Here is an 18,856-nt window from a genome sequence, read left to right as displayed (position 1 = left end):
GGGAGTGGGGCGGCCATGTCATAATGGGGCAAACCTCGTGGAGCACCCCATGCACAACGTATCAAGAGAGACGCTACTCGAATGGGTGAAACAGGGACGACTGGCGCCAGAGAAGCTGGCCGCCGCCCTCACCCTCGCCGATCTGCCCCCTGCCCATGCCCGCTGGCAGTGGCTGTTCGATCGCCTGCTGCTCTGGCTCGGCGCCCTCTGCATCGGGGCCGGCCTTATCTTCTTCGTCGCCTTCAACTGGCAGGCGCTGGGGCGGCTACCCCGCCTCGCCCTGCTGGAGGCGCCGCTGCTCGCCATGCTGCTTCTGCTGTGGCGCAAGCCCCTTGGCGATACGCCGCGTCAGGCGCTGCTCTTTGCCGTGGCCCTCAATATCGGCGCCCTGCTGGCGCTGGTCGGCCAGACCTACCAGACCGGCGCCGATCCCTGGCAGCTGTTCACCACCTGGGCGCTGATGCTGGTACCGCTGGCCGTCCTTGGCCAGAGCCCTCTCCTTTGGACTCTGGGCTGGCTGCTCGGTCAGCTGGCGCTGGTGCTCTACTGGCGGCTCGGTCTCTTCAGCTTCTTCTTCGCCTTTGACGAAGAGGGGCTGGGCTGGTGCCTGACCCTGCTCAACGCCGCCCTCTGGGGCTTGTTGCTGCTCGCCCCCGCCCGCTGGCGCCTGATGCCGGGCTGGCTGGCGGGTCTTGCCGCCGGGCTTGGCACCACCCTGCTCGCCCTGCTGGCGCTCTTCGATGCCGCCTCCCCGCTGGTGTGGCCGCTCTGGCTGGGCTGGCTCGCCGCGGCCTATGCCCTGTGGCACCATAAATTTATTGCCGGACTCGCTATGGGGTGCCTCAGCCTGATTGCCGTTATCCTCACCGCCCTTGGCAAGTGGATGAAGCCGGATGTGGACGGTTTCCTGCTGCTCAGCCTCATCGCCATCGGCCTCTCGGTCGCCGCCAGCCGCTGGCTGCAACAACAACGGAGGTCCCATGAGTGATCTGACGCTCTGGCAAACCCTGCAACAGGCCAATCTGGTGGAAGGGGAGATGCCACGCAACAACCAACCGCACTGGTCGAGCCGTTTTCTGCTCGGGCTGGTGGGATGGATCGCAGCCCTGTTCCTGCTCTTCTTTCTCTTTATGACCTTTGAGCAGCTGACCCGCGAGGCCAACAGCGCCCTGCTGCTTGGCGCCGTGCTGCTGGGGGTGGCTTACGCCATCAACCGCAGCCAGAGCGGCGATCTCTGGGATCAGTTCGTGCTGGCGCTCGCGCTGGCAGCCGATGCCTGGCTGCTCTACGGCCTGCTGGACCAGGCTGACAGCCACCAGAGCCTGCTCTGGTTCGGCCTCTGCCTGCTGTCGCTCGCCATCGCGGTGCTGTTCGATCACTGGCTGGTGCGGCTGTTTCACAGCGTGGCGGCGGCTCTGCTGCTGACCCTAGCCCTTGCCTGCCTCGGGTTGCAACTGCTGGCCCTGCCGCTGGTGATGGCAGCCATCACCTTCTGCTGGCTGCGCGCCGATCACGACCCCGCCCGTCACCAGCTCTACCACGCCATCACCCTGGGGCTCGCCCTCTCCCTGCTGGTACTGGGTCGCCTGCACCAACCGCTGTGGGAAGGTGGCAGCAGCGTGCTCGACGAGCTGGGGCTGTCACGCCTGCCACTCTGGCTCAATCCGCTGCTCTGCGCCGCCCTGCTGCTGGCGGTGATGGTGAAACTGAAGCTGCCGCTCTGGTACGGTCTGCCGCTGGTGCTGCTCAGCGCCGTCATTCCGGGGATGGGGGCTGGCGCACTGGTGCTGATCCTCGGCTTCTATGCCGGCAGCCTTGGCCTGATGACCCTCGCCGCCCTGCTGCTGGTGGGTTATGGCGCCCTCTATTACTACGATCTGGGGCTCACCCTGATGACCAAATCCTGGCTGCTGCTGGGCTCGGGGGCCCTGTTACTGGCCGCCCGCCAGCTGCTCAAGACCCTCTCGGCAAGGAGCGACTCATGAGACCCGCGACCCGACAACTCGGCCTGTTGCTCACTGGCCTTGCCATTCTGGCGGGCATCAACCTCACCGTCTGGCGTTTTGAGCGCGCCATGAGCAGTGGCGAGGTGGTGCTGCTGCGGCTCGCCCCGGTCGATCCCCGCTCCCTGATGCAAGGGGATTACATGCGCCTCAACTACGAGATCGCCCGCGAGCTGGCCAGCAGCGATGACCGCGACAAGCAGAGCGATACCCTGGTGATCCGCCTCGATGCCCATCAGGTGGCCAGCCGGGTTGCCGATGGCAAGCCGGATCAGCTGGCCAGCGATGAGCGGCTATTGCAGGTGCACCGCAGCGATCGCCAGTGGCTGATTGGCCCCGACGCCTTCTTTTTCGAAGAGGGGGATGGCGAGGCATTGAGCCGTGCCCGCTATGGCGAGTTTCGCCTGCATCCTGATGGCAAGACGTTGCTGGTGGGGCTGCGCGATGAGGCTTATCAACCGATTGGGAGAAGCCGGTCACGTTGGTAACGGGGCAAAGTGGCTATTTGAGCGGTTCATGGTCACACTCAAAGCACGGTTGACTGCTGAGGATGTTCCCCATGAGGATTTGGCTCACCTGCTTGCTGCTATTGCTCCCCTGGGCCTCGATGGCCCGGGCCGATCTGGGCAAACTCGAATACTTCACCGAAGAGTACCCCCCCTACAACTTCAGCGATGAGCAGGGCCAGCCCACCGGCCTTGCGGTGGAACTGCTGCAGATGGTGTGGAAGAACAGCGGGGTGGCCCCCCAACCGATCCGCATCCTGCCGTGGGCGCGCGGCTACTACCTGCTGACCCAGAAGCCCAACGTGGTGCTCTTCTCCACCGCCCGCACCCAGGCGCGGGAAGATCTCTTCAAGTGGGTCTGCCCCATCGGCTACTCGGAGTACATCCTGCTCGGGCGCAAGGCGCAAAACATCACCCTCACCTCCGTCGACGAGATGAGCAAGTACCGGATAAGCGCGGTACGCTCCGATGCCGCCGAGCAGCTGCTGCTCAACAACGGCATGGATGACAACAACATCATCCCCGCCAACCGCCTCAATCAGGCGGTCAAGATGCTCGCCTCCGGCCGCGCCGACCTGCTCGCCACCAGCAAGCTGGCCGGTTATGACGCCCTGCGCGAGATGAAGCTCAACAGCGACGACTTCAACGTCGCCATGGTGCTGAGCGCCGAGCAGCTCTGCTACGCCTTCAGCCGTCAGGTGGATGACAAGGAGATCAAGCTGTTCCAGAGCGGCCTCACCCGCGCCCTCGCCTCGCAGGAGTTTTTGAAGCTGCAGGCCAAATACCTGCCCATTCGCTGAGGGGCTGCTGAAGCAAGAAACAGACGAGGGATGCCAACGGCATCCCTCGCTATTATTGAAGAACCTGACCGCTCAACCTTGGCGAAACCGGTCGGCTTGGTCACAATTGAGCATAGATATTCCCTTGAGCTGGATGGAAAAAATGAAACCATGGATTGGATTGGCCGCACTGCTTGTTAGCTCCCTCACCCACGCCAGCCCCGAGCTGGCCAAGCTTCACTACCTGACCGAAGATTACAAACCCTATAACTATGCCGACGAAGCGGGCAAACCAACCGGCTTTGCGGTCGAGCTGCTCAAGCTGGTATGGCAGAAGACCAACACCCCGGAGCAGCCCGTCACCATCATGCCATGGGCCCGTGGCTACTACCTGCTGACCCAAAAACCCAATGCGGTGCTCTTCTCCACCGCCCGCACCCAGGCGCGCGACCCCCTGTTCAAGTGGGCCTGCCCCATCGGTTACGCCGAAATCGTGCTGGTCGGGTTGGCCGAGCACAAGATCAACATCACCAAGCTCGACGATGCCAAGGCGTTCAATATCGGGGCGGTGCGGGCCGATGTGGGCGAACAGCTGCTGCTCAACAACGGCTTTGACGAGACCAAAATCATCGCCGCCAACCGCCTCTCCCAGGCGCTCAAGATGCTCACCTCCGGCCGGGTGGATATGGTCTCCACCAACAAGACCACCATGGAGCAGCAAATTCAGGAGCAAAAACTCGACCCCGCCAAGTTCAAGGAGCAGTGGCAGCTGAGCTCGGAACAGTTCTGCTACGCCTTCAGCCATCCGGTGAGCGACGATCTGGTCAAGGAGTTCCAGAACGGCTTGACCCAGGTGCTGGCGGGCAGCGAATACCCGCTGCTGCACAACAAATACTTCCCCGCCCCCGCCACCAAATAGCGCCGCCGCGCCAAACACCAACAACAAGGGGCCCACCGCGGGCCCCTTCTCTTTTGCCGTTTGCTCTCCCCTAGCCGCGCACCAGCGCCGCGGCGGCCACCTTGTGACGGGCAATAAGCTGCTCGATATCCAGCCCCTCGATGGCGCCATCCACCACCCGCCACTTGCCGCCCACCATCACCCGATCGGCCCGCTCGGCACCGCACAAGATCAGGGCCGCGATGGGGTCGTGACTGCCGCTAAAGCGCAGATCGTCGAGCTTGAACAGCGCCAGATCCGCCTGCTTGCCGGGCAGCAGCTCACCGAGATCGCCGCGCCCGAGCAGCCGGGCTGAGCCAGCGGTCGCCCACTCCAGCACCTTGCGCGGGGTAATGCGCTCGGCGCCATAGCGCAGCCGCTGCAGATAGAGGGCCTGACGGGCCTCCTGCATCAGGTTCGAGGCATCGTTGGAGGCCGAACCGTCCACCCCGAGCCCCACCGGCGCACCGGCCGCCTCCAGATCCAGGGTCGGGCAGATACCGGAGGCGAGCCGCATATTGGAGACCGGACAGTGGCACACCCCGGTGCCCGCGGCCCCCAGCCGCGCAATCTCGTCCGGATTGAAGTGGATGCCGTGGGCCAGCCAGGTGCGATCGCCCAGCCAGCCCACCTTCTCCAGATAATCGACGGTGCGCAGGCCAAAGCGCGCAAGGCAGAACGCCTCCTCATCCAGCGTCTCCGCCAGATGGGTGTGCAGCCGCACATCGAGCTCGGCCGCGAGTCTGGCGCTCTCCACCATGATCTCCTCGGTCACCGAGAAGGGGGAGCATGGGGCCAGCGCAATCTGGATCTGCGCCCCGGCGCCGCGCTCGTGATACTGGCGCACCAGCCGCAAGCTGTCATCGAGGATCTGCTGCTGCCCCTGCACCGTGTGGCGCGGCGGCAGGCCCCCCTCATCCTCGCCAAGGCTCATGGAGCCGCGAGTCAGCATGGCGCGCATCCCCAGCTCACGCACCGCCGCCACCTGAATATCGATGGACTCCTCCATCCCGCGCGGGAAGAGGTAGTGGTGATCCGCAGCCGTGGTGCAACCCGAGAGCAGCAGCTCCGCCATCGCCACCTTGCTCGCCAGCGCCAGCGCGTCCGGCGTCAATCTGGCCCACACCGGATAGAGAGTCTTGAGCCAGGGGAAGAGCGGCTGATTGACCACCGGCCCCCAGGCGCGGGTCAGGGTCTGGTAGAAGTGGTGGTGGGTATTGATAAGGCCCGGCAGCACCACATGGTCGCGGGCATCAAACAGCTGATCGCACGGCCGGGCAGGCTGCTGGCCTGCCGCCAGCACTTCGCTTATCAGGCCGTTTTCAATCACCAGCCCGCCGCGGCCATCGACCGTTTCGGGGGTAAAGGTGGCAAGGGGGTTTTTAATCCAGATACGGGTAGCGGACATGGCCGACTCCTCCATCAGTGACACATAGGGGTGAGCCAGCTCAGTTATACCCTGTCTGCTGATCCAGAGGCGGCGGTCAGCGACCGCGGCCAACCCAGTCTAGACAAGCCGCGCGAAAAGTCTGTGATCGCCGTTTTGAATCAAGGTGATAGCGACGGATTGCCCAAGGCGACCAGCCGCACAAGGTTCATCCTGCAATTAATCAATCAGTAATTAACAAAAGCTTGTGCCAGCGCAAAAAAACCTCTGGTTTCTGATAGTTGCGTGATGGCCGCCATAGTTAAGTGCTCAATGAATCCGTAAGATATTTGGCGGCGCCTGTTGGCCCCTTTTCCCAAACCAAGGTCAACGGCGCAATGTGGCAGCGACAGTCAGGGGCGGTAGCGTCTTTCACGGAGACCAGCCGGTCTCCCGCCCCTGCGCCAAGGTGCGAGGGTTGCACCCTCGACTGGCGTTCCCGTCAGCCCCCGGGGCTTTGGCCATACCCCCATGTGGATGAGACGCTTGGGGCAGTTTGTAAGGTCGAATCGGGTCGAGTAGGGTCGATTAGCGAAGCGTAATCGTCCGCGGTAACTCTCTCCTTGCGGGAGAAGCGTAGGGTGCAATAAGCGCAGCGCATTGCACCAAGGTAACCGTCCCCTCTCCCCCTGCGGGAGAGGGCTAGGGTGAGGGGTCGCCAACCCCGTTGGCATGACTTCGCCATGCAGGACACGAGGGCGTTGCCCTCGACGGGGTTTCGCCGCCGCTGCGCGGCTTGGCGAGTGACTTTTCTTTGCGTGGCCAAAGAAAAGTCACCAAAAGAAAGGCCACCCCCCACTTGTTCGCCCTCCTGCGTCGGGTTCCCTCGGTTCAGGCAAAAGGTCTGGCGGAACGACGCAGACGGTACATCCCTGTACCGCCTGCGTCTGCGCCGTCGTCCATGACGGCGCTCCTGACCTTGTGCCCTCACCCCGGCGAACAACAGGGGGCAACAGCCAGCCCGCTGCACCGAGGCCGGTTAACAGGCGTAGGGTGCACCAAGCGCAGCGCATTGCACCGCGGTAACACGCCCCAGCCTATTCGGGGCAAAGATCGGGCGGGTTGTTAGCTCAGAGTCAGCCCCTCGCCCATCCCATGGCGAGAGCAGATTGTTGCATCTATGCAACAAGTGTCATCAACATGGTTTCACAGGTGAAAAAATCATGGCGGGTATAACGGCAAGCGGTGCCCATCCCTATCTGGAAACGGTTTTATATTGAAGGCCCGATAGTGAGTATTTCACCGTAATAACACCTTATTTCTCGAACGTCCGATTACGTTTTTCTAATCGAACCTACGGCCCTTCCATCCATTTACACTTTGTTAATCAAACTTAATTTTTTCATTAAAATCCAATTTAGAGGTAATTTATGAGCATAATAAATCACGAACAACCAGAATATTGGGTTAGGCGAAAAAGGGAAGATGATGAAGGATATCCGTCAAAAAGATTCAACTCTAACAACAGTGACTCTCAATACCAGAGAGATCGAGCCAGAATTATACACTCTGCAGCATTTAGAAGATTACAGGCAAAAACTCAGATCCTAGGTATCGGTGAGAGCGATTTTTACAGAACTAGACTAACGCACTCCCTTGAAGTTGCTCAAATAGGTTCTGGTATTAGTGAGTTTCTTCACGAAAAATACAACTATTGTGATGACATAAGCAAATGGTTACCATCACTTAGCTTAATCGAGACTATTGGATTGAGTCATGATTTAGGGCATCCACCTTTCGGCCATGGTGGGGAGGTGGCATTAAACTATGCGATGATAAATGAAGGCGGTTTTGAGGGGAATGGACAGACGCTAAGAATAATTACAAAACTAGGTGAATACTCACCATCCAACGGGATGGATCTAACAAGAAGAAGCATCTTGGGCATATTAAAATACCCTTGCCCATACAGCAAAACTCATAACTATAAAAAAGTCATATCCAGTACACAGCAGCCACCTATAAACCTAGATAACTATCATCCACCTAAATGTTATCTAGATGATGAAACCCATGATATAGATTGGATTTTTCAATCAATTCCATTGCATGACCGTCTAACCTTCACTGACATTAAAAAAAATGAAGACAAACATCACAAGACAAAATACAAAGCCTTTGACACCAGCATAATGGAATTAGCTGACGATATATCTTACGGCGTTCATGATCTTGAAGATGGTATAGCCATAGGCCTAATAACCAAAGATATGTGGATCAATGAAGTTGCATCAAAAATAGGAATGTACAAAGAAAATAAAGTGGCAATGGATATAGATTTTTATACAGGAAAATTATTTTCAGGCTCAAACAAAGATAGAAAACATGCAATAAGCAAGCTGATTGGTCATTTTATATCATCCATATCTATAAAAAAGAACAAATTATTTGAGACACAACTTCTTGATTTATGTGTGACACTCCCTGATGACAGCAAAATAATTCTAGACTTACTCAAGTCATTGGTTATGACTAGAGTAATAAAAACACCTGAGGTGCAAGTGCTAGAGTACAAAGGACAACAAATTGTTCTTAAACTATTTGAAGTGCTGAAGTCTAATCCAGAGAGACTTCTGCCTAGAAGTACGTTTGACAAATATGTTAATGCAGAGAACAAAGAGCGAGTCATTTGTGATTACATTTCTGGAATGACAGATAACTATGCAACAAAACTCTACCATAAATTATTTACACCGAGTAATGGTTCAATTTTCGATAAGCTTTAAATAGCCTATCAACATCCTATCTAGCTGCTGTTATAAGAGTAGTAGCTCTCCCATAACAGCCGCTTCCTCATATCAATTTCTATATCCCTTATACGTAAATGAAATCACTATAGAAAATAAAACACACAGAAAAATTCATGTTTAAACCATGTCCATGGAAAAAGATATGAACCAAATCCTTAAGATACTTACAGAAAATATTGATTGGGAAATAAAAGAACAATGCGAAAAAAGATATCAAATACTGTTAAGCCAATATAACTACTTGCATGACACAAAAAATGAACACCTAGTATACTCAATTAACAATGGGTGGTTCCATGACAAATACCAAACTTTATTTTCATTGAATGCATTTTTCCAAAGCGTAATCGGTCCATTAACTAGTGCCACCCAAGGTATTTCCAATTCTGGACTTGGAGGTAAAATTTCAATAGCATATGGTAAAACCATAAAATTCAACTCCAATAGAAATGCAATAATCAATGAAATGGCAACTGATTTTTATAAAACCGTAAGTAATTTAGGATTCAATCCGCTCTGGTTAAATCAAAATAAAGCAAGTGATATTGTGTATAGTATTGCACAGGACTTGAGAAATGAAGAACTTAACTAATGATTGGCTAACTACAGCTGAGAAAAGTATTACTGAGTTTTCTAAAAAACACTCTACAACATATAATAAAAAGAAAAGAGAAATTTCTGCATCCTTTGAAATAGGTTGTTTCCATGCGCTTTTACGCTTCTATGAGACACATGGTTTCTCCCTTCATCTAGAAAATTTGATTAACAATGAGTATAGATACCTTACAACTCCAAATGGGAATCCAAGTAATTTTTCTTTCATCTCAATCACAGGTCTAGATGGTGATTACGAAATACGCCAACAAGTAAGAATTAAATCTCACCTAGATAATGACATTGCATTTTCACCTGACATTGTAGTTCTCCATAAAAATGCATCAATATCTAACTTAAAAGATGTAGATTACGCTTCAGGGAAAAGACCTTTTTACTCTGTATTTAGCAAAGATGTTGTGGCAGCTCATGAATGTAAGTCCATGACACCATTCCCTGAACTGCTTGTTTCATTCATTGGTATGTTTATTACTGCCCATCTGTGGGCAAATAATTTGATTGATGAAAAATCACCACTACATAAAGATGGCACCCATTTAGCACCAACAATGTTCGTTGGTGGGGCAGCCAGTGCATTACACTTAAGAATGATCACATCCCTGCAGAAGGTCTATCCAATAAATATAATTGTTGGCTTACACCAAGGAACATGGGATTTAACCGGAAGTCATAAAAAAATAAACAAATTGAAGTTCAATAAAAGCCAGCAAAAAATGGATACACCTACGATAGAAGAAATAATAAATGTAGAGCTGGAAAACATTCCATTTTAGGATGCGCATTATACTTTACATGATAAAAATAAGATAAGAATCAATAAACAGACACTAAAGCTAGCTGCGAGATATCACATTTATCACCCTCAAAAATATAAAAACACCACAAGCTTATAGAATATAGATCAGGAAATACATCGAGGATTTATGACAAAAAAACAAGGCTTGATAGCAAAAATACTATTTATCATTTCCGCATTATGTGGATTGGTTGTTTCCGCTGCTCTTGGATACATTTTCTCTGATAGCTTTAGCGTAAATGGCATTACCATATCATTGATTGGTGCAGCATTAGTTATCGCATTTCACTACTGCGCCTATCTTGGCTTGATTCAACAATCTTTTGGAATGGCAATCATTTTTTGGATTTATATAGTACTAAATCTGTTTAGCATTCCTATTGGGACGATATTTTCTATAACGTTGATATATTTTTGGAATCAACAAAGAAAACCACATTCATCCCCTATCTAAATAAAAACCGCAGCCTTGAGCTGCGGTTTTTATTTCTATTCCCCAAACACTTTTTCTCTCAAGCCAAAACCCTATTTCCCCAACCCCTTGCACTGCTCTCCCCCTGTGGCGGGATAGGCGGTGAGCGTCTCATAGAGAGCGGCGCGCAGGCTGCCGGATTGGCAGAAATCACAGCTGCCGCCGGCGTCGATATCGGTGATGCGGGCGCCTTGCTGCCCGTCAAGTACCAGATAGGTGCTGACAAAACGGTAAGTGCCGCTGGGGGCGTCGAGCGGGGTGCCCGGCTCGCCAAAGGTGAAGCGCACCTTGACCTCGCTGCGATCCCGGCTGCCGGCGATGGCGCGCGAGGAGAGGATCTCCGAGCCCAGCAGGTTATCCCAGGCGTTGGGCAGGAAGGGGTTGCCCTCGACAAAGGGGGGCTTCTCGTCGGGGGCCTCGCGGGTGGCTATTTCGCGCGCCCTGGAGGCGGCATTGAGCAGGCAGAGCAGCTCGGGGGAGACGATAGTGGGCAGCGCGCCGCCGAGATCGCTCTGATAGAGGCCGCTCGGTTTGACTTGGCGCTCCCAGTCGAGAAACTGGGCCACCTTGGCCTTGGCGCGGGCACTGGCGGCCGGATCGAGTTTGCCACTGGTGGTGGTGCCCGCATGGGCCGGGGCGATCAGGGCCGCCGCAGAGAGGGCCAGTGCCAGCACGGGCCAGCTGGATATCTTCATGGTGCCATCTTCCTTATGTTCGCTTGCATGGGCCCTGCCTTGAACCAAGCGCCGGGCCCTGAAAAAAAGAGCGCAGCCCAAGGGCTGCGCTCTGCGTCAGATCGTCAACCGGCGGGCCTTAGGCACGGCGCCAGCTGGTCTTGCCGGCACTGTCTTCCAGCACGATGCCCATCTCGGTGAGACGGTTGCGGGCGGCATCGGCAGCGGCCCAGTTCTTGTCGGCACGGGCCTGATTGCGCTCGGCGATCAGGCGCTCGATCTCGGCAACCTCTTCGTCCGCTTCGTCACCCTTCAAGAAAGCCTCGGGGTCTTGCTGCAGGATGCCGAGCACGGCGCCCAGCTCGCGCAGACGGGCGCCCAGCGCGGCGGCAACGGCCATGTCTTCACCCTTCTGGCGGTTGATCTCGCGCACCAGATCGAACAGGGCGGAGTAGGCTTCCGGGGTGTTGAAGTCATCGTCCATCGCCTCTTTGAAGCGAGCCACCTGCTCGTCACCACCGGCAGCAACGGCAACCGGCAGATCGCGCAGGGCGGTGTACATCCGCTCCAGCGCGGCGCGGGCTTGCTTCAGGTTATCTTCCGAGTAGTTGAGCTGGCTGCGGTAGTGGCCAGACATCAGGAAGTAACGGACGGTTTCGGCGTCGTAGTGGGCCAGGACGTCGCGGATGGTGAAGAAGTTGCCAAGGGATTTGGACATCTTCTCTTTATCCACCATCACCATGCCGCTGTGCATCCAGGTATTGACGTAGTCGCCACCGTGGGCGCAGCAGGACTGGGCGATCTCGTTCTCGTGGTGCGGGAACTGCAGATCGGAGCCACCGCCGTGGATGTCGAAGTGGTTGCCAAGGTGCTTGGAGTTCATGGCGGAGCACTCGATGTGCCAGCCAGGACGGCCCGGGCCCCAGGGGCTTTCCCAGGTCGGTTCACCCGGCTTGGACATCTTCCACAGCACGAAGTCGAGCGGGTTGCGCTTGGCATCGACCACGTCGACGCGGGCACCGGCTTGCAGCTGCTCCAGATCCTGACCGGAGAGCTTGCCGTAGTCGGCGTAGGATTCGACGATAAACATCACATCGCCGTTATCCGCCACGTAGGCGTGCTCTTTTTCCAGCAGGGATTGCACCAGCTCGATGATCTCTTCGATATGCTGGGTGGCGCGCGGTTCGATATCCGGGCGCACCATGCCGAGGGCGTCGAAGTCGGCGTGCATGTCGCCGATCAGCCGCTCGGTCAGCTCGTCGCAGGTCACTTGGGTCTCGGCGGCACGCTTGATGATCTTGTCATCCACGTCGGTGATGTTGCGCACGTAGGTGAGGTCGTAACCGGCGTAACGCAGGTAGCGAGCCACCACATCAAAGGCGACGAAGGTGCGGCCGTGGCCGATATGACAGTGATCGTAGATGGTGACACCACACACATACATGCCCACCTTGCCCGGGTGGATAGGTTTGAATTCTTCTTTTTGACGAGTGAGTGTGTTGTATATCTTCAGCATCTTCTAACCACTGCCTGTGAGTAAAATGGTTGGTCATGATACCCCGTTCAGGGGCAGAAAACGAGGCAGAAAACGTGGCCAATCCCGCCTGCCAGCACGGTTACGGCGCCAGAGAGACTATGCCGCCAGCCCCTGATGGGCTAGAATTGCCACCACTTTATGCCATACACCTGCGGGCACTTCGTCGTCCGCATCAAATGAAAGGACATATCATGGTCACTCTGCACACCAATCACGGCGACATCACCCTCACCCTGAATGCTGAAAAAGCCCCGGAAACCGTGGCCAACTTCCTGCAATACTGCCGTGACGGTCACTACGACAACACCATCTTCCACCGCGTTATCGACGGCTTCATGATCCAGGGCGGCGGCTATGCCCCGGGCTTTGAAGAGAAAGACACCCGCGCCCCCATCAAGAACGAAGCGGCCAACGGCCTCTCCAACAAGATCGGCACCATCGCCATGGCTCGCACCATGGAGCCGCACTCTGCCAGCGCCCAGTTCTTCATCAACGTGAACAACAACGACTTCCTCGACTTCAAATCCGCCACCACTCAGGGCTTCGGCTACTGCGTATTCGGTGAAGTGACCGCCGGCATGGACGTGGTCAACAAGATCAAGGGCGTCAAGACCGGCAACTACGGCCGCATCCATCAGGACGTTCCGACCGAAGACGTGGTGATCACCAAGGTGACCCTTGCTGACTGATCTCTGCCGACTCGGCACTGACAAAACTGCGGCCCCGGCCGCAGTTTTTCCATCTGCCTCCCCCACTGCCTGCCCAAACTGGCGCCGCCTCGACTATCTGGCCCACGGCAACCCGCGCCAGCGCTCGGCCCATGCCCTGCTCACAGCGGGTGTGTGGGATGAGCTGGCAGCGCAGTGCGCCGACATGGCGCTGGTGAGCACGCTGGTCATCGGCCTTGATCGGCCGGGCAGCGATCTCGATATCCTCTGCCAGCATCCAGATCCCGCGGCGTTTGCCGCGACGCTCGAAGCTCAAGGTTGGCAGGCGAGCGCCAAAGACGACAATGTCTGGCTGCTGGAGCGCACCTTTCCCCGCCTCGAGCAGCACATTGCCGATAGCGATAGCGACAAGAGCGAGGCCAACTGGCCGCTGGAGCTTTATGTCACCACCGCCCCCATCGAGACGCTTAATGGCTGGCGCCACCTCACCCTGATGGCAGCCCTGCTCGAGCGCTTTGGCGATGACTTCTACCGCGAAGTGCTGCGCCTGCGCCTTGAAGAGGGACTGAAAGGGGAAGCGGCCATGTGCCGGTTGCTGGGGCTGGCGGGCGATCCTTATGAAGCGCTGCTGACGCTGGAGGGGCAGGATTTGGCCCATCTGGTGTGGCCCGCCGCTATCGCGGCTCCCGAATCGGATGCGACCAGCAGCAACGGCTCAGCCATGCGCACCCTCTTTATCAGCGACATTCACCTGTGCAGCGATCGGCCCGATATGACCGCCGCGCTGGTGCACTTTCTGGCCAAGGAGGCGGTGGGCGCCGATGCCCTCTATGTGCTCGGCGATCTCTTCGAGTTCTGGATTGGCGATGATGACCCCAACCCGCTCCATCAGGAGATGGCCGACGCTTTTCTGGCCCTGAGCCAGCAGAACGTGCCCATCTACTTTATCCACGGCAACCGCGACTTTCTGCTGGGCCAAGAGTTTGCCAAGCGCGCCGGCATCACCCTGCTGGGGGATCCGTGCGTGATCGAACTCTATGGCGAGCGGGTGGTGCTGAGCCACGGCGATCTGCTCTGCACCCTGGATGAGGGGTATCAGAAGTTTCGTCGCATCACCCAGCTCAAGTGGCTGCGCTGGCTGTTCCTGCGCCTGCCGCTCGCCCGCCGTCAGGCCATCGCCCGCAAGATGCGCGGCCAAAGCCAGATGGAGAACGCCCACAAGAGCCAGCGCATCATGGATGTGACGCCAGCTGCGGTTGACGAGATGCTGCGCCAGCACGGCTGCAAGGTGATGATCCACGGCCACACCCACAGACCCGCCATCCACCACTTCCAGCTCGATGGCGCGCCTGCCCGGCGCATCGTACTGGGTGACTGGTTCGAGCAGGGCTCGGTGCTGGTCTGCCTCCCCGGCGAGCAGCAGCTGGAGACAAGGCCGCTGGCAGCCGCACGCTGACAGCAGGTTCACAATGCATCCGTAAAGAGAGGGGCGCGTCAGCAGTGACGCGCCCCTTGTTGTTTTGTTGCGGCAGCTCTACCGGTGCCCCCCGAAGCGCTGCACGCCGAGGCGGTGTTAGCGGCTGAAGTTGGGCTCCAGCGCATAGTGCTTGAAGCAGGCCTCCAGATTGCTGCGAATGGCCGGTGTCACGTTGATGAACTCCAGCCCGTAGACCTCGCCCTCCGCCTCCTGTTTCGACCACATCACTCTGGCGGTCACGGCCAGCGGTGTCTGGTTGCGATAGAGGTCGATGGAGGGTTTGGGGGTGTAGATCTTGAGCTCGACTTGCGCCTTTTTGGGCAATTCGAGGGACTGTACGGTACGCAGGCGCAGACCGGTCACGCTGAAGTCCTCGGTGATCGATTCGTGGAAGCCGCCGCCAGCCTCGACCTTCACCATCATGTGCTGATACATGCGGGGGGCGCCGCGCAGCTCGTGTTCGGCGCGATCGACACTGCTGGCCGCCTCGAAGCGGAACTGCTCCATGATATCGCGCAGCTGGCTCGACTCTTCGTACAGGGTGCGGCTGATGATCCCGGTGGTCTGCACCTTCTCGGTATTCTCGGAGAGGGCGTGCAGCAGATCGTGCAGATGGGTATTGAGAGAGGCGAGCTTGTGCATCTGCTCGTCGCTGGTGGTGCGGATCTGGTCGGCGGCCCCGACGCTGCGCTCAATCTCGCCCATCAAGCCATTGATGGACTGGCTCGCCTCGTGGGCCTTGTCCATGGTGAGGTGGGTGCGGGCAATCACGCTCTTCACCGTGGTTTCGTTCTCGCCGATAAGCTGGCTCAGGGTGGTGACAATTCCGTTGATCTCTTTGGTCGCCTGTCCGGCATGGTTGGCCAGCTTGCGCACCTCGTCAGCCACCACCGCAAAACCGCGACCATGTTCACCGGCACGGGCCGCTTCGATAGCGGCGTTGAGGGCCAGCAGGTTGGTCTGCTCGGTGATGGCAGTGATGGACTGGGTGATCACCTGGATCTTCTGGCTTGCCTCGCTCAGCTGGCGAGTCTTCTGCTCGGCCTGCTGCGCTTCGGTCACGGCGCGGCGCATCTCCTCGATGTTCTCGCTCATCACCCGGGTGCTGTTGTTGGCACTCTGGTAGGCCAGTTCGGCCTGCTGCCCGACCTGAGCGGCCAGACCCGATACCGCCTCGGCCGCACAGGAGAGATCGTTGCTGGCACGGCTCACCTCACCGGAGTGGTGCTGCTCGGTCTGGGCCGCATCCGTGATGGTTCTGGAGATATCGGAGATCTGATAGGAGGATTGGGCCAGCTGGCGGGTACGCAGGTCAATCTGGCGCATATGACCGCTAAGCTGCTCGGCCATCATGCGCATGGTGCCCAGCACGCTGTTGCCACCAAAGCGGGTCTCGATCCTGACGGTCAGGTTGCCGGCTGCGATCTCGGCAGCGACCCGGGCGGCATAGTCCGGCTCGCCCCCCAGAGTGCGCATCAGATGGCGGTACTGGATCAGATAGGCCATTGCCACAAAGAGCAGGGAGACCAGCCCGGCCCCGAGGCTTATCCAGAGTGACAGGGCCTTGGCCTCGTCCCGACTGGCGATGGCGCTGGCTATACGACCGTCAAGCTCATGGGAGATGCGCTCGAGCTTCCCGGCGCCATTCTCGACCATGGCATCAAACCCGTCCGGGCTGGTCATGATGGCGTTGCCGGCCTCCCGCCCCTTCTGGACATAGGCGTTGACCATGACGATCCCTCTCTCCTGCAGCTGCCTGACCACGTCCTGCATTGGCAGGATCTCGTCGGTGAGATCCGGCAGGGTACGAGCCAATGTATCGAGATTTTTCAACGCATCATCACGGTAGGTAGACGCCTCGGCGATCCCCTCTTCGGTATCGCCGGTCACCGAGGCATCGGTCAGAAACTGCTGGATCTGCACCAGATCAAATCGGGTTGCCTGGAAGGTCGATTGAGCACGCTCCAGGAGGTCAACCTTCTCCTGGGCTCGCAGCTGGGTTTGACTACTCCAGATGGAGACCACAGAGGCCACCAGCAGCGGCACCGCCACCAGTATGCCGCCCTTGATCATCATCCACTTGACGGAGCTCCCTCTCACCGGTTTGTGCGAGGCGATAGCAGCCTCTTTCAGCTCGAAGGTGTTGTTGTGCAAGAGTCCTTGTGCAATGGCCATGGCGTCACCTCATGTGGTGGCAAATGGAAGAAGTCTTGTCAGCATGGCCCCCGTAGCAGAGTGCCAAGCTGCTGTTTTCCAACGAGCAAACACCATGCCAGCCATTTGTCGGGCTTGTTTCGGTTATTTATTGTCAAAACGCTAATTAAGCCCCGGCGGTCACTCCCGGGTTCACCATAATGCAATGCAATTTGCAAAAGCGGCGTCAGTGCTTTGCCAATTGAGAGCAAGCTCAGTGACATACCTCCTGCGTCATAACAAGTCCGACAGCTTGTGACCAGCCAAGGGGTTGGAGCCCTTCGCATCGCCAGCCGCATCCCTATAATGTGCCCCTCACATAAACAGAGAGGAGTAACTCATGGGTTTCATCACCTGGATTATTTTGGGATTGCTGGTTGGCATGCTGGCCAAGTGGATCATGCCGGGCCGCGACGGTGGTGGCTTCTTCATGACCGCCCTGCTGGGGATTGTCGGTGCCATGGTCGGCGGCTATGTGGGCACCTTGCTGGGTCTGGGCTCGGTGACCGGCTTCAATATTTCGAGCATCGCCATCGCCACCGTGGGTGCCCTTATCGTCCTGTTTGTCTTCAACAAGATCCGCAGCTGACAACCCAACGCCATCTTATGTGTAGATAAACAGGGCACCACACGGTGCCCTCTCTTTTTGTATCACCTTCACTATTTTGCCAGCGGCAAGATCAGCCTGACCAGCAAGCCACCCAGCTGAGTGGCGGGCAGCAGCACCACCTCGCCGTGATGGTAGTGGGCGATGTCGCGCACCAGCGCCAGACCAAGCCCAGCTCCCGGCTGTTCGCTGCCCTGCTCGAGGCGCTGGAACGGCTGCCAGACCCGCTCTGCCAGCTCGGGGGCAATGCCGGGGCCGCTATCCTCCACCTCCAGCCAGATCTGCCCTTTGCTTCGAACCACCCGCGCCGTCACAGTGCCGTGGGACGGGGTGTATTTGATGGCGTTGTCGAGCAGGTTGGCACACAGCTCCCCGAGCAGCAGCGGCTCCCCTGCCACCATGATGGCGGACTCCTCCCCCTCGTAACCAAGATCGATCCCCTTGCTGCGCGCCTGCGCCAGCCGTGACAGACAGGCCTGCTGCACCAGCGTCGTCAACTCAATGGGCTCCCGCAGGCGCAGCCCGGAGCACTCATCCGATTTGAGCCGGGCCAGCAGCAGGAGCCGCTCGGTCAGGGCGATGGTGTGATCGAGCCGCACGGCCATGGCATCGAGACTTTCGCTCATCAGGGCGGGATCGCCACTGCCGCGCGCTACCTCAACCTGGGTTTTCAGGATGGTAAGCGGGGTGCGCAGCTGATGGGCGGCATCGGCGCTGAAACGTTCCTGCCGGGCCACCAGCTGACGCAATCGGGCCAGCTGGCGGTTGAACGCCTGCACCAGCGGCCGGGTCTCCTGCCAGGGGAGCAGATCCGGCAAGGGGGCAAGCGTGGCGGCATCGCGGCGCAGGATCTCCCGCGACAAACGGCGCATCGGGGTGAGCAGCCGCTTGAGCAACAGATAGGCAAGTAGCAGGGTAAGCACCACCAGCGCCCCCTGGGTCAGCAGGGCCGACCAGAGCAGCTGCTGTGCCAGTTGCTGGCGGCCGAGCAGGGTTTCTGCCACCGTGATGCGGGCCATGCCGTTGACGCCCCCCTCGCCTACCGGTTGCAGCAGTATCACGGCGCGGATTGGCACCTCCTGATAGAGCCCGTCGTAGAAGTAGGCGAGCGCCGGATAGCGGTCGGTCAGGGGCGTGCCAACCGGCATGGGGGGCAGGTCATCAAAGCCGGAGATGACCCCATCGTCGATGCCGCGCACCTGATAGAAGAGGCGATCGCGCATGTTGCGCTCGAAGCTGTCGAGCACCACATAGGGCACATCCACCTTGAGGATGCCATCGCTTGCCGTCAGCCGCTCGGCGACGGTGCGGGCCGAAGCGAGCAGGGTGCGATCATAGGCCGAGGTGGCCGCCGCCAGCGCGCCGTAGTAACTGTACCAGGCCGAGGCAGCCCAGAGGCTCAGCAGGGGGCCACCC

General features: G+C 57.7%; 18 protein-coding genes and 1 pseudogene. 14 read left to right on the top strand and 5 right to left on the bottom strand.

Features of this window, described 5'->3' with window-relative positions; genetic code table 11:
* The first annotated feature begins 49 nt into the window (after positions 1-49).
* The 5 genes from BS300_RS05520 (at position 50) to BS300_RS05500 (ending at position 4,207) form a co-directional block, all read left to right on the top strand.
* Positions 50-988, top strand: coding sequence for a DUF2157 domain-containing protein (locus BS300_RS05520; RefSeq protein ID WP_071911310.1), 939 nt, complete (start codon positions 50-52; stop codon positions 986-988).
* Positions 981-1,985, top strand: a complete 1,005-nt coding sequence (locus BS300_RS05515) for a DUF4401 domain-containing protein (RefSeq protein ID WP_071911308.1) — start codon at positions 981-983, stop codon at positions 1,983-1,985. The genes BS300_RS05520 and BS300_RS05515 overlap by 8 nt, the downstream gene beginning before the upstream one ends.
* Complete coding sequence (locus BS300_RS05510) at positions 1,982-2,491, top strand: GDYXXLXY domain-containing protein (RefSeq protein WP_071911306.1); 510 nt, start codon at positions 1,982-1,984, stop codon at positions 2,489-2,491. Before BS300_RS05515 ends, BS300_RS05510 begins: the two co-directional genes overlap by 4 nt.
* A gap of 71 nt (positions 2,492-2,562) precedes the next feature.
* A complete protein-coding gene (locus BS300_RS05505; RefSeq protein ID WP_071911304.1) occupies positions 2,563-3,309 on the top strand; it encodes a transporter substrate-binding domain-containing protein in 747 nt (248 codons plus the stop codon).
* A gap of 142 nt (positions 3,310-3,451) precedes the next feature.
* Positions 3,452-4,207 carry a transporter substrate-binding domain-containing protein gene (locus tag BS300_RS05500; RefSeq protein WP_071911302.1) on the top strand — a complete coding sequence of 252 codons (756 nt, stop codon included), beginning with the start codon at positions 3,452-3,454 and terminating at the stop codon, positions 4,205-4,207.
* A 70-nt stretch (positions 4,208-4,277) separates the two neighbouring features.
* On the opposite strand, the gene BS300_RS05495 is transcribed toward BS300_RS05500, so the two are convergent.
* The gene (locus tag BS300_RS05495; protein ID WP_071911300.1) at positions 4,278-5,633 is read right to left on the bottom strand and encodes an 8-oxoguanine deaminase; all 1,356 of its coding nucleotides are present in this window, start codon (positions 5,631-5,633) and stop codon (positions 4,278-4,280) included.
* Between the two features lie 30 nt (positions 5,634-5,663).
* Between BS300_RS05495 and BS300_RS21030 the strand changes: the two genes are divergently transcribed.
* The 5 genes from BS300_RS21030 to BS300_RS21015 all read left to right on the top strand — a co-directional run bounded on the left by BS300_RS21030 (position 5,664) and on the right by BS300_RS21015 (position 10,266).
* Positions 5,664-5,846: a hypothetical protein gene (locus BS300_RS21030; RefSeq protein ID WP_143241706.1), complete on the top strand. Its 183-nt coding sequence runs from the start codon at positions 5,664-5,666 to the stop codon at positions 5,844-5,846.
* A gap of 1,175 nt (positions 5,847-7,021) precedes the next feature.
* Entirely contained in the window at positions 7,022-8,377 is a 1,356-nt protein-coding gene (locus BS300_RS05490) for an anti-phage deoxyguanosine triphosphatase (RefSeq protein ID WP_071911298.1), read from the top strand.
* A gap of 166 nt (positions 8,378-8,543) precedes the next feature.
* Positions 8,544-8,993: a hypothetical protein gene (locus BS300_RS21025; protein ID WP_143241705.1), complete on the top strand. Its 450-nt coding sequence runs from the start codon at positions 8,544-8,546 to the stop codon at positions 8,991-8,993.
* On the top strand, positions 8,977-9,789 hold the full coding sequence (locus BS300_RS21020) for a hypothetical protein (protein WP_143241704.1): 813 nt from the start codon (positions 8,977-8,979) through the stop codon (positions 9,787-9,789). The genes BS300_RS21025 and BS300_RS21020 overlap by 17 nt, the downstream gene beginning before the upstream one ends.
* 150 nt (positions 9,790-9,939) lie before the next feature.
* Entirely contained in the window at positions 9,940-10,266 is a 327-nt protein-coding gene (locus BS300_RS21015) for a hypothetical protein (protein ID WP_071911296.1), read from the top strand.
* 71 nt (positions 10,267-10,337) lie between these two features.
* Here the strand turns inward: BS300_RS21015 and BS300_RS05480 are convergent, their stop codons facing one another.
* Both BS300_RS05480 and cysS read right to left on the bottom strand, forming a co-directional pair.
* The gene (locus BS300_RS05480; protein ID WP_071911294.1) at positions 10,338-10,979 is read right to left on the bottom strand and encodes a hypothetical protein; all 642 of its coding nucleotides are present in this window, start codon (positions 10,977-10,979) and stop codon (positions 10,338-10,340) included.
* A 118-nt stretch (positions 10,980-11,097) separates the two neighbouring features.
* Positions 11,098-12,474: a cysteine--tRNA ligase gene (gene cysS, locus BS300_RS05475; RefSeq protein WP_071911292.1), complete on the bottom strand. Its 1,377-nt coding sequence runs from the start codon at positions 12,472-12,474 to the stop codon at positions 11,098-11,100.
* A gap of 212 nt (positions 12,475-12,686) precedes the next feature.
* On the opposite strand from cysS, the gene BS300_RS05470 reads away from it, so the two are divergent.
* From BS300_RS05470 to lpxH, 3 genes and pseudogenes are all read left to right on the top strand, one after another.
* Positions 12,687-13,184, top strand: coding sequence for a peptidylprolyl isomerase (locus BS300_RS05470; protein WP_033115878.1), 498 nt, complete (start codon positions 12,687-12,689; stop codon positions 13,182-13,184).
* Positions 13,174-13,893: pseudogene (locus tag BS300_RS21360) on the top strand (DUF4269 domain-containing protein); the annotation flags it as partial. The gene BS300_RS05470 and the pseudogene BS300_RS21360, both read left to right, overlap by 11 nt.
* Entirely contained in the window at positions 13,885-14,619 is a 735-nt protein-coding gene (gene lpxH / locus BS300_RS21355; protein WP_071911372.1) for a UDP-2,3-diacylglucosamine diphosphatase, read from the top strand. The pseudogene BS300_RS21360 and the gene lpxH, both read left to right, overlap by 9 nt.
* Before the next feature lie 117 nt (positions 14,620-14,736).
* On the opposite strand, the gene BS300_RS05455 is transcribed toward lpxH, so the two are convergent.
* The gene (locus BS300_RS05455) at positions 14,737-16,815 is read right to left on the bottom strand and encodes a methyl-accepting chemotaxis protein (RefSeq protein ID WP_143241703.1); all 2,079 of its coding nucleotides are present in this window, start codon (positions 16,813-16,815) and stop codon (positions 14,737-14,739) included.
* A gap of 358 nt (positions 16,816-17,173) precedes the next feature.
* Between BS300_RS05455 and BS300_RS05450 the strand changes: the two genes are divergently transcribed.
* Entirely contained in the window at positions 17,174-17,422 is a 249-nt protein-coding gene (locus BS300_RS05450; protein ID WP_042031142.1) for a GlsB/YeaQ/YmgE family stress response membrane protein, read from the top strand.
* A gap of 71 nt (positions 17,423-17,493) precedes the next feature.
* On the opposite strand, the gene BS300_RS05445 is transcribed toward BS300_RS05450, so the two are convergent.
* The gene (locus tag BS300_RS05445) at positions 17,494-18,843 is read right to left on the bottom strand and encodes a sensor histidine kinase (protein WP_275654995.1); all 1,350 of its coding nucleotides are present in this window, start codon (positions 18,841-18,843) and stop codon (positions 17,494-17,496) included.
* Positions 18,844-18,856: the final 13 nt, after the last annotated feature.

This window comes from Aeromonas sp. SCS5 (genome assembly GCF_001887375.1).
GTDB lineage: Bacteria > Pseudomonadota > Gammaproteobacteria > Enterobacterales > Aeromonadaceae > Aeromonas > Aeromonas jandaei.
Note: the sequence above shows the minus strand (reverse complement) of the source record. Positions and strands in the feature narration are given on the sequence as shown.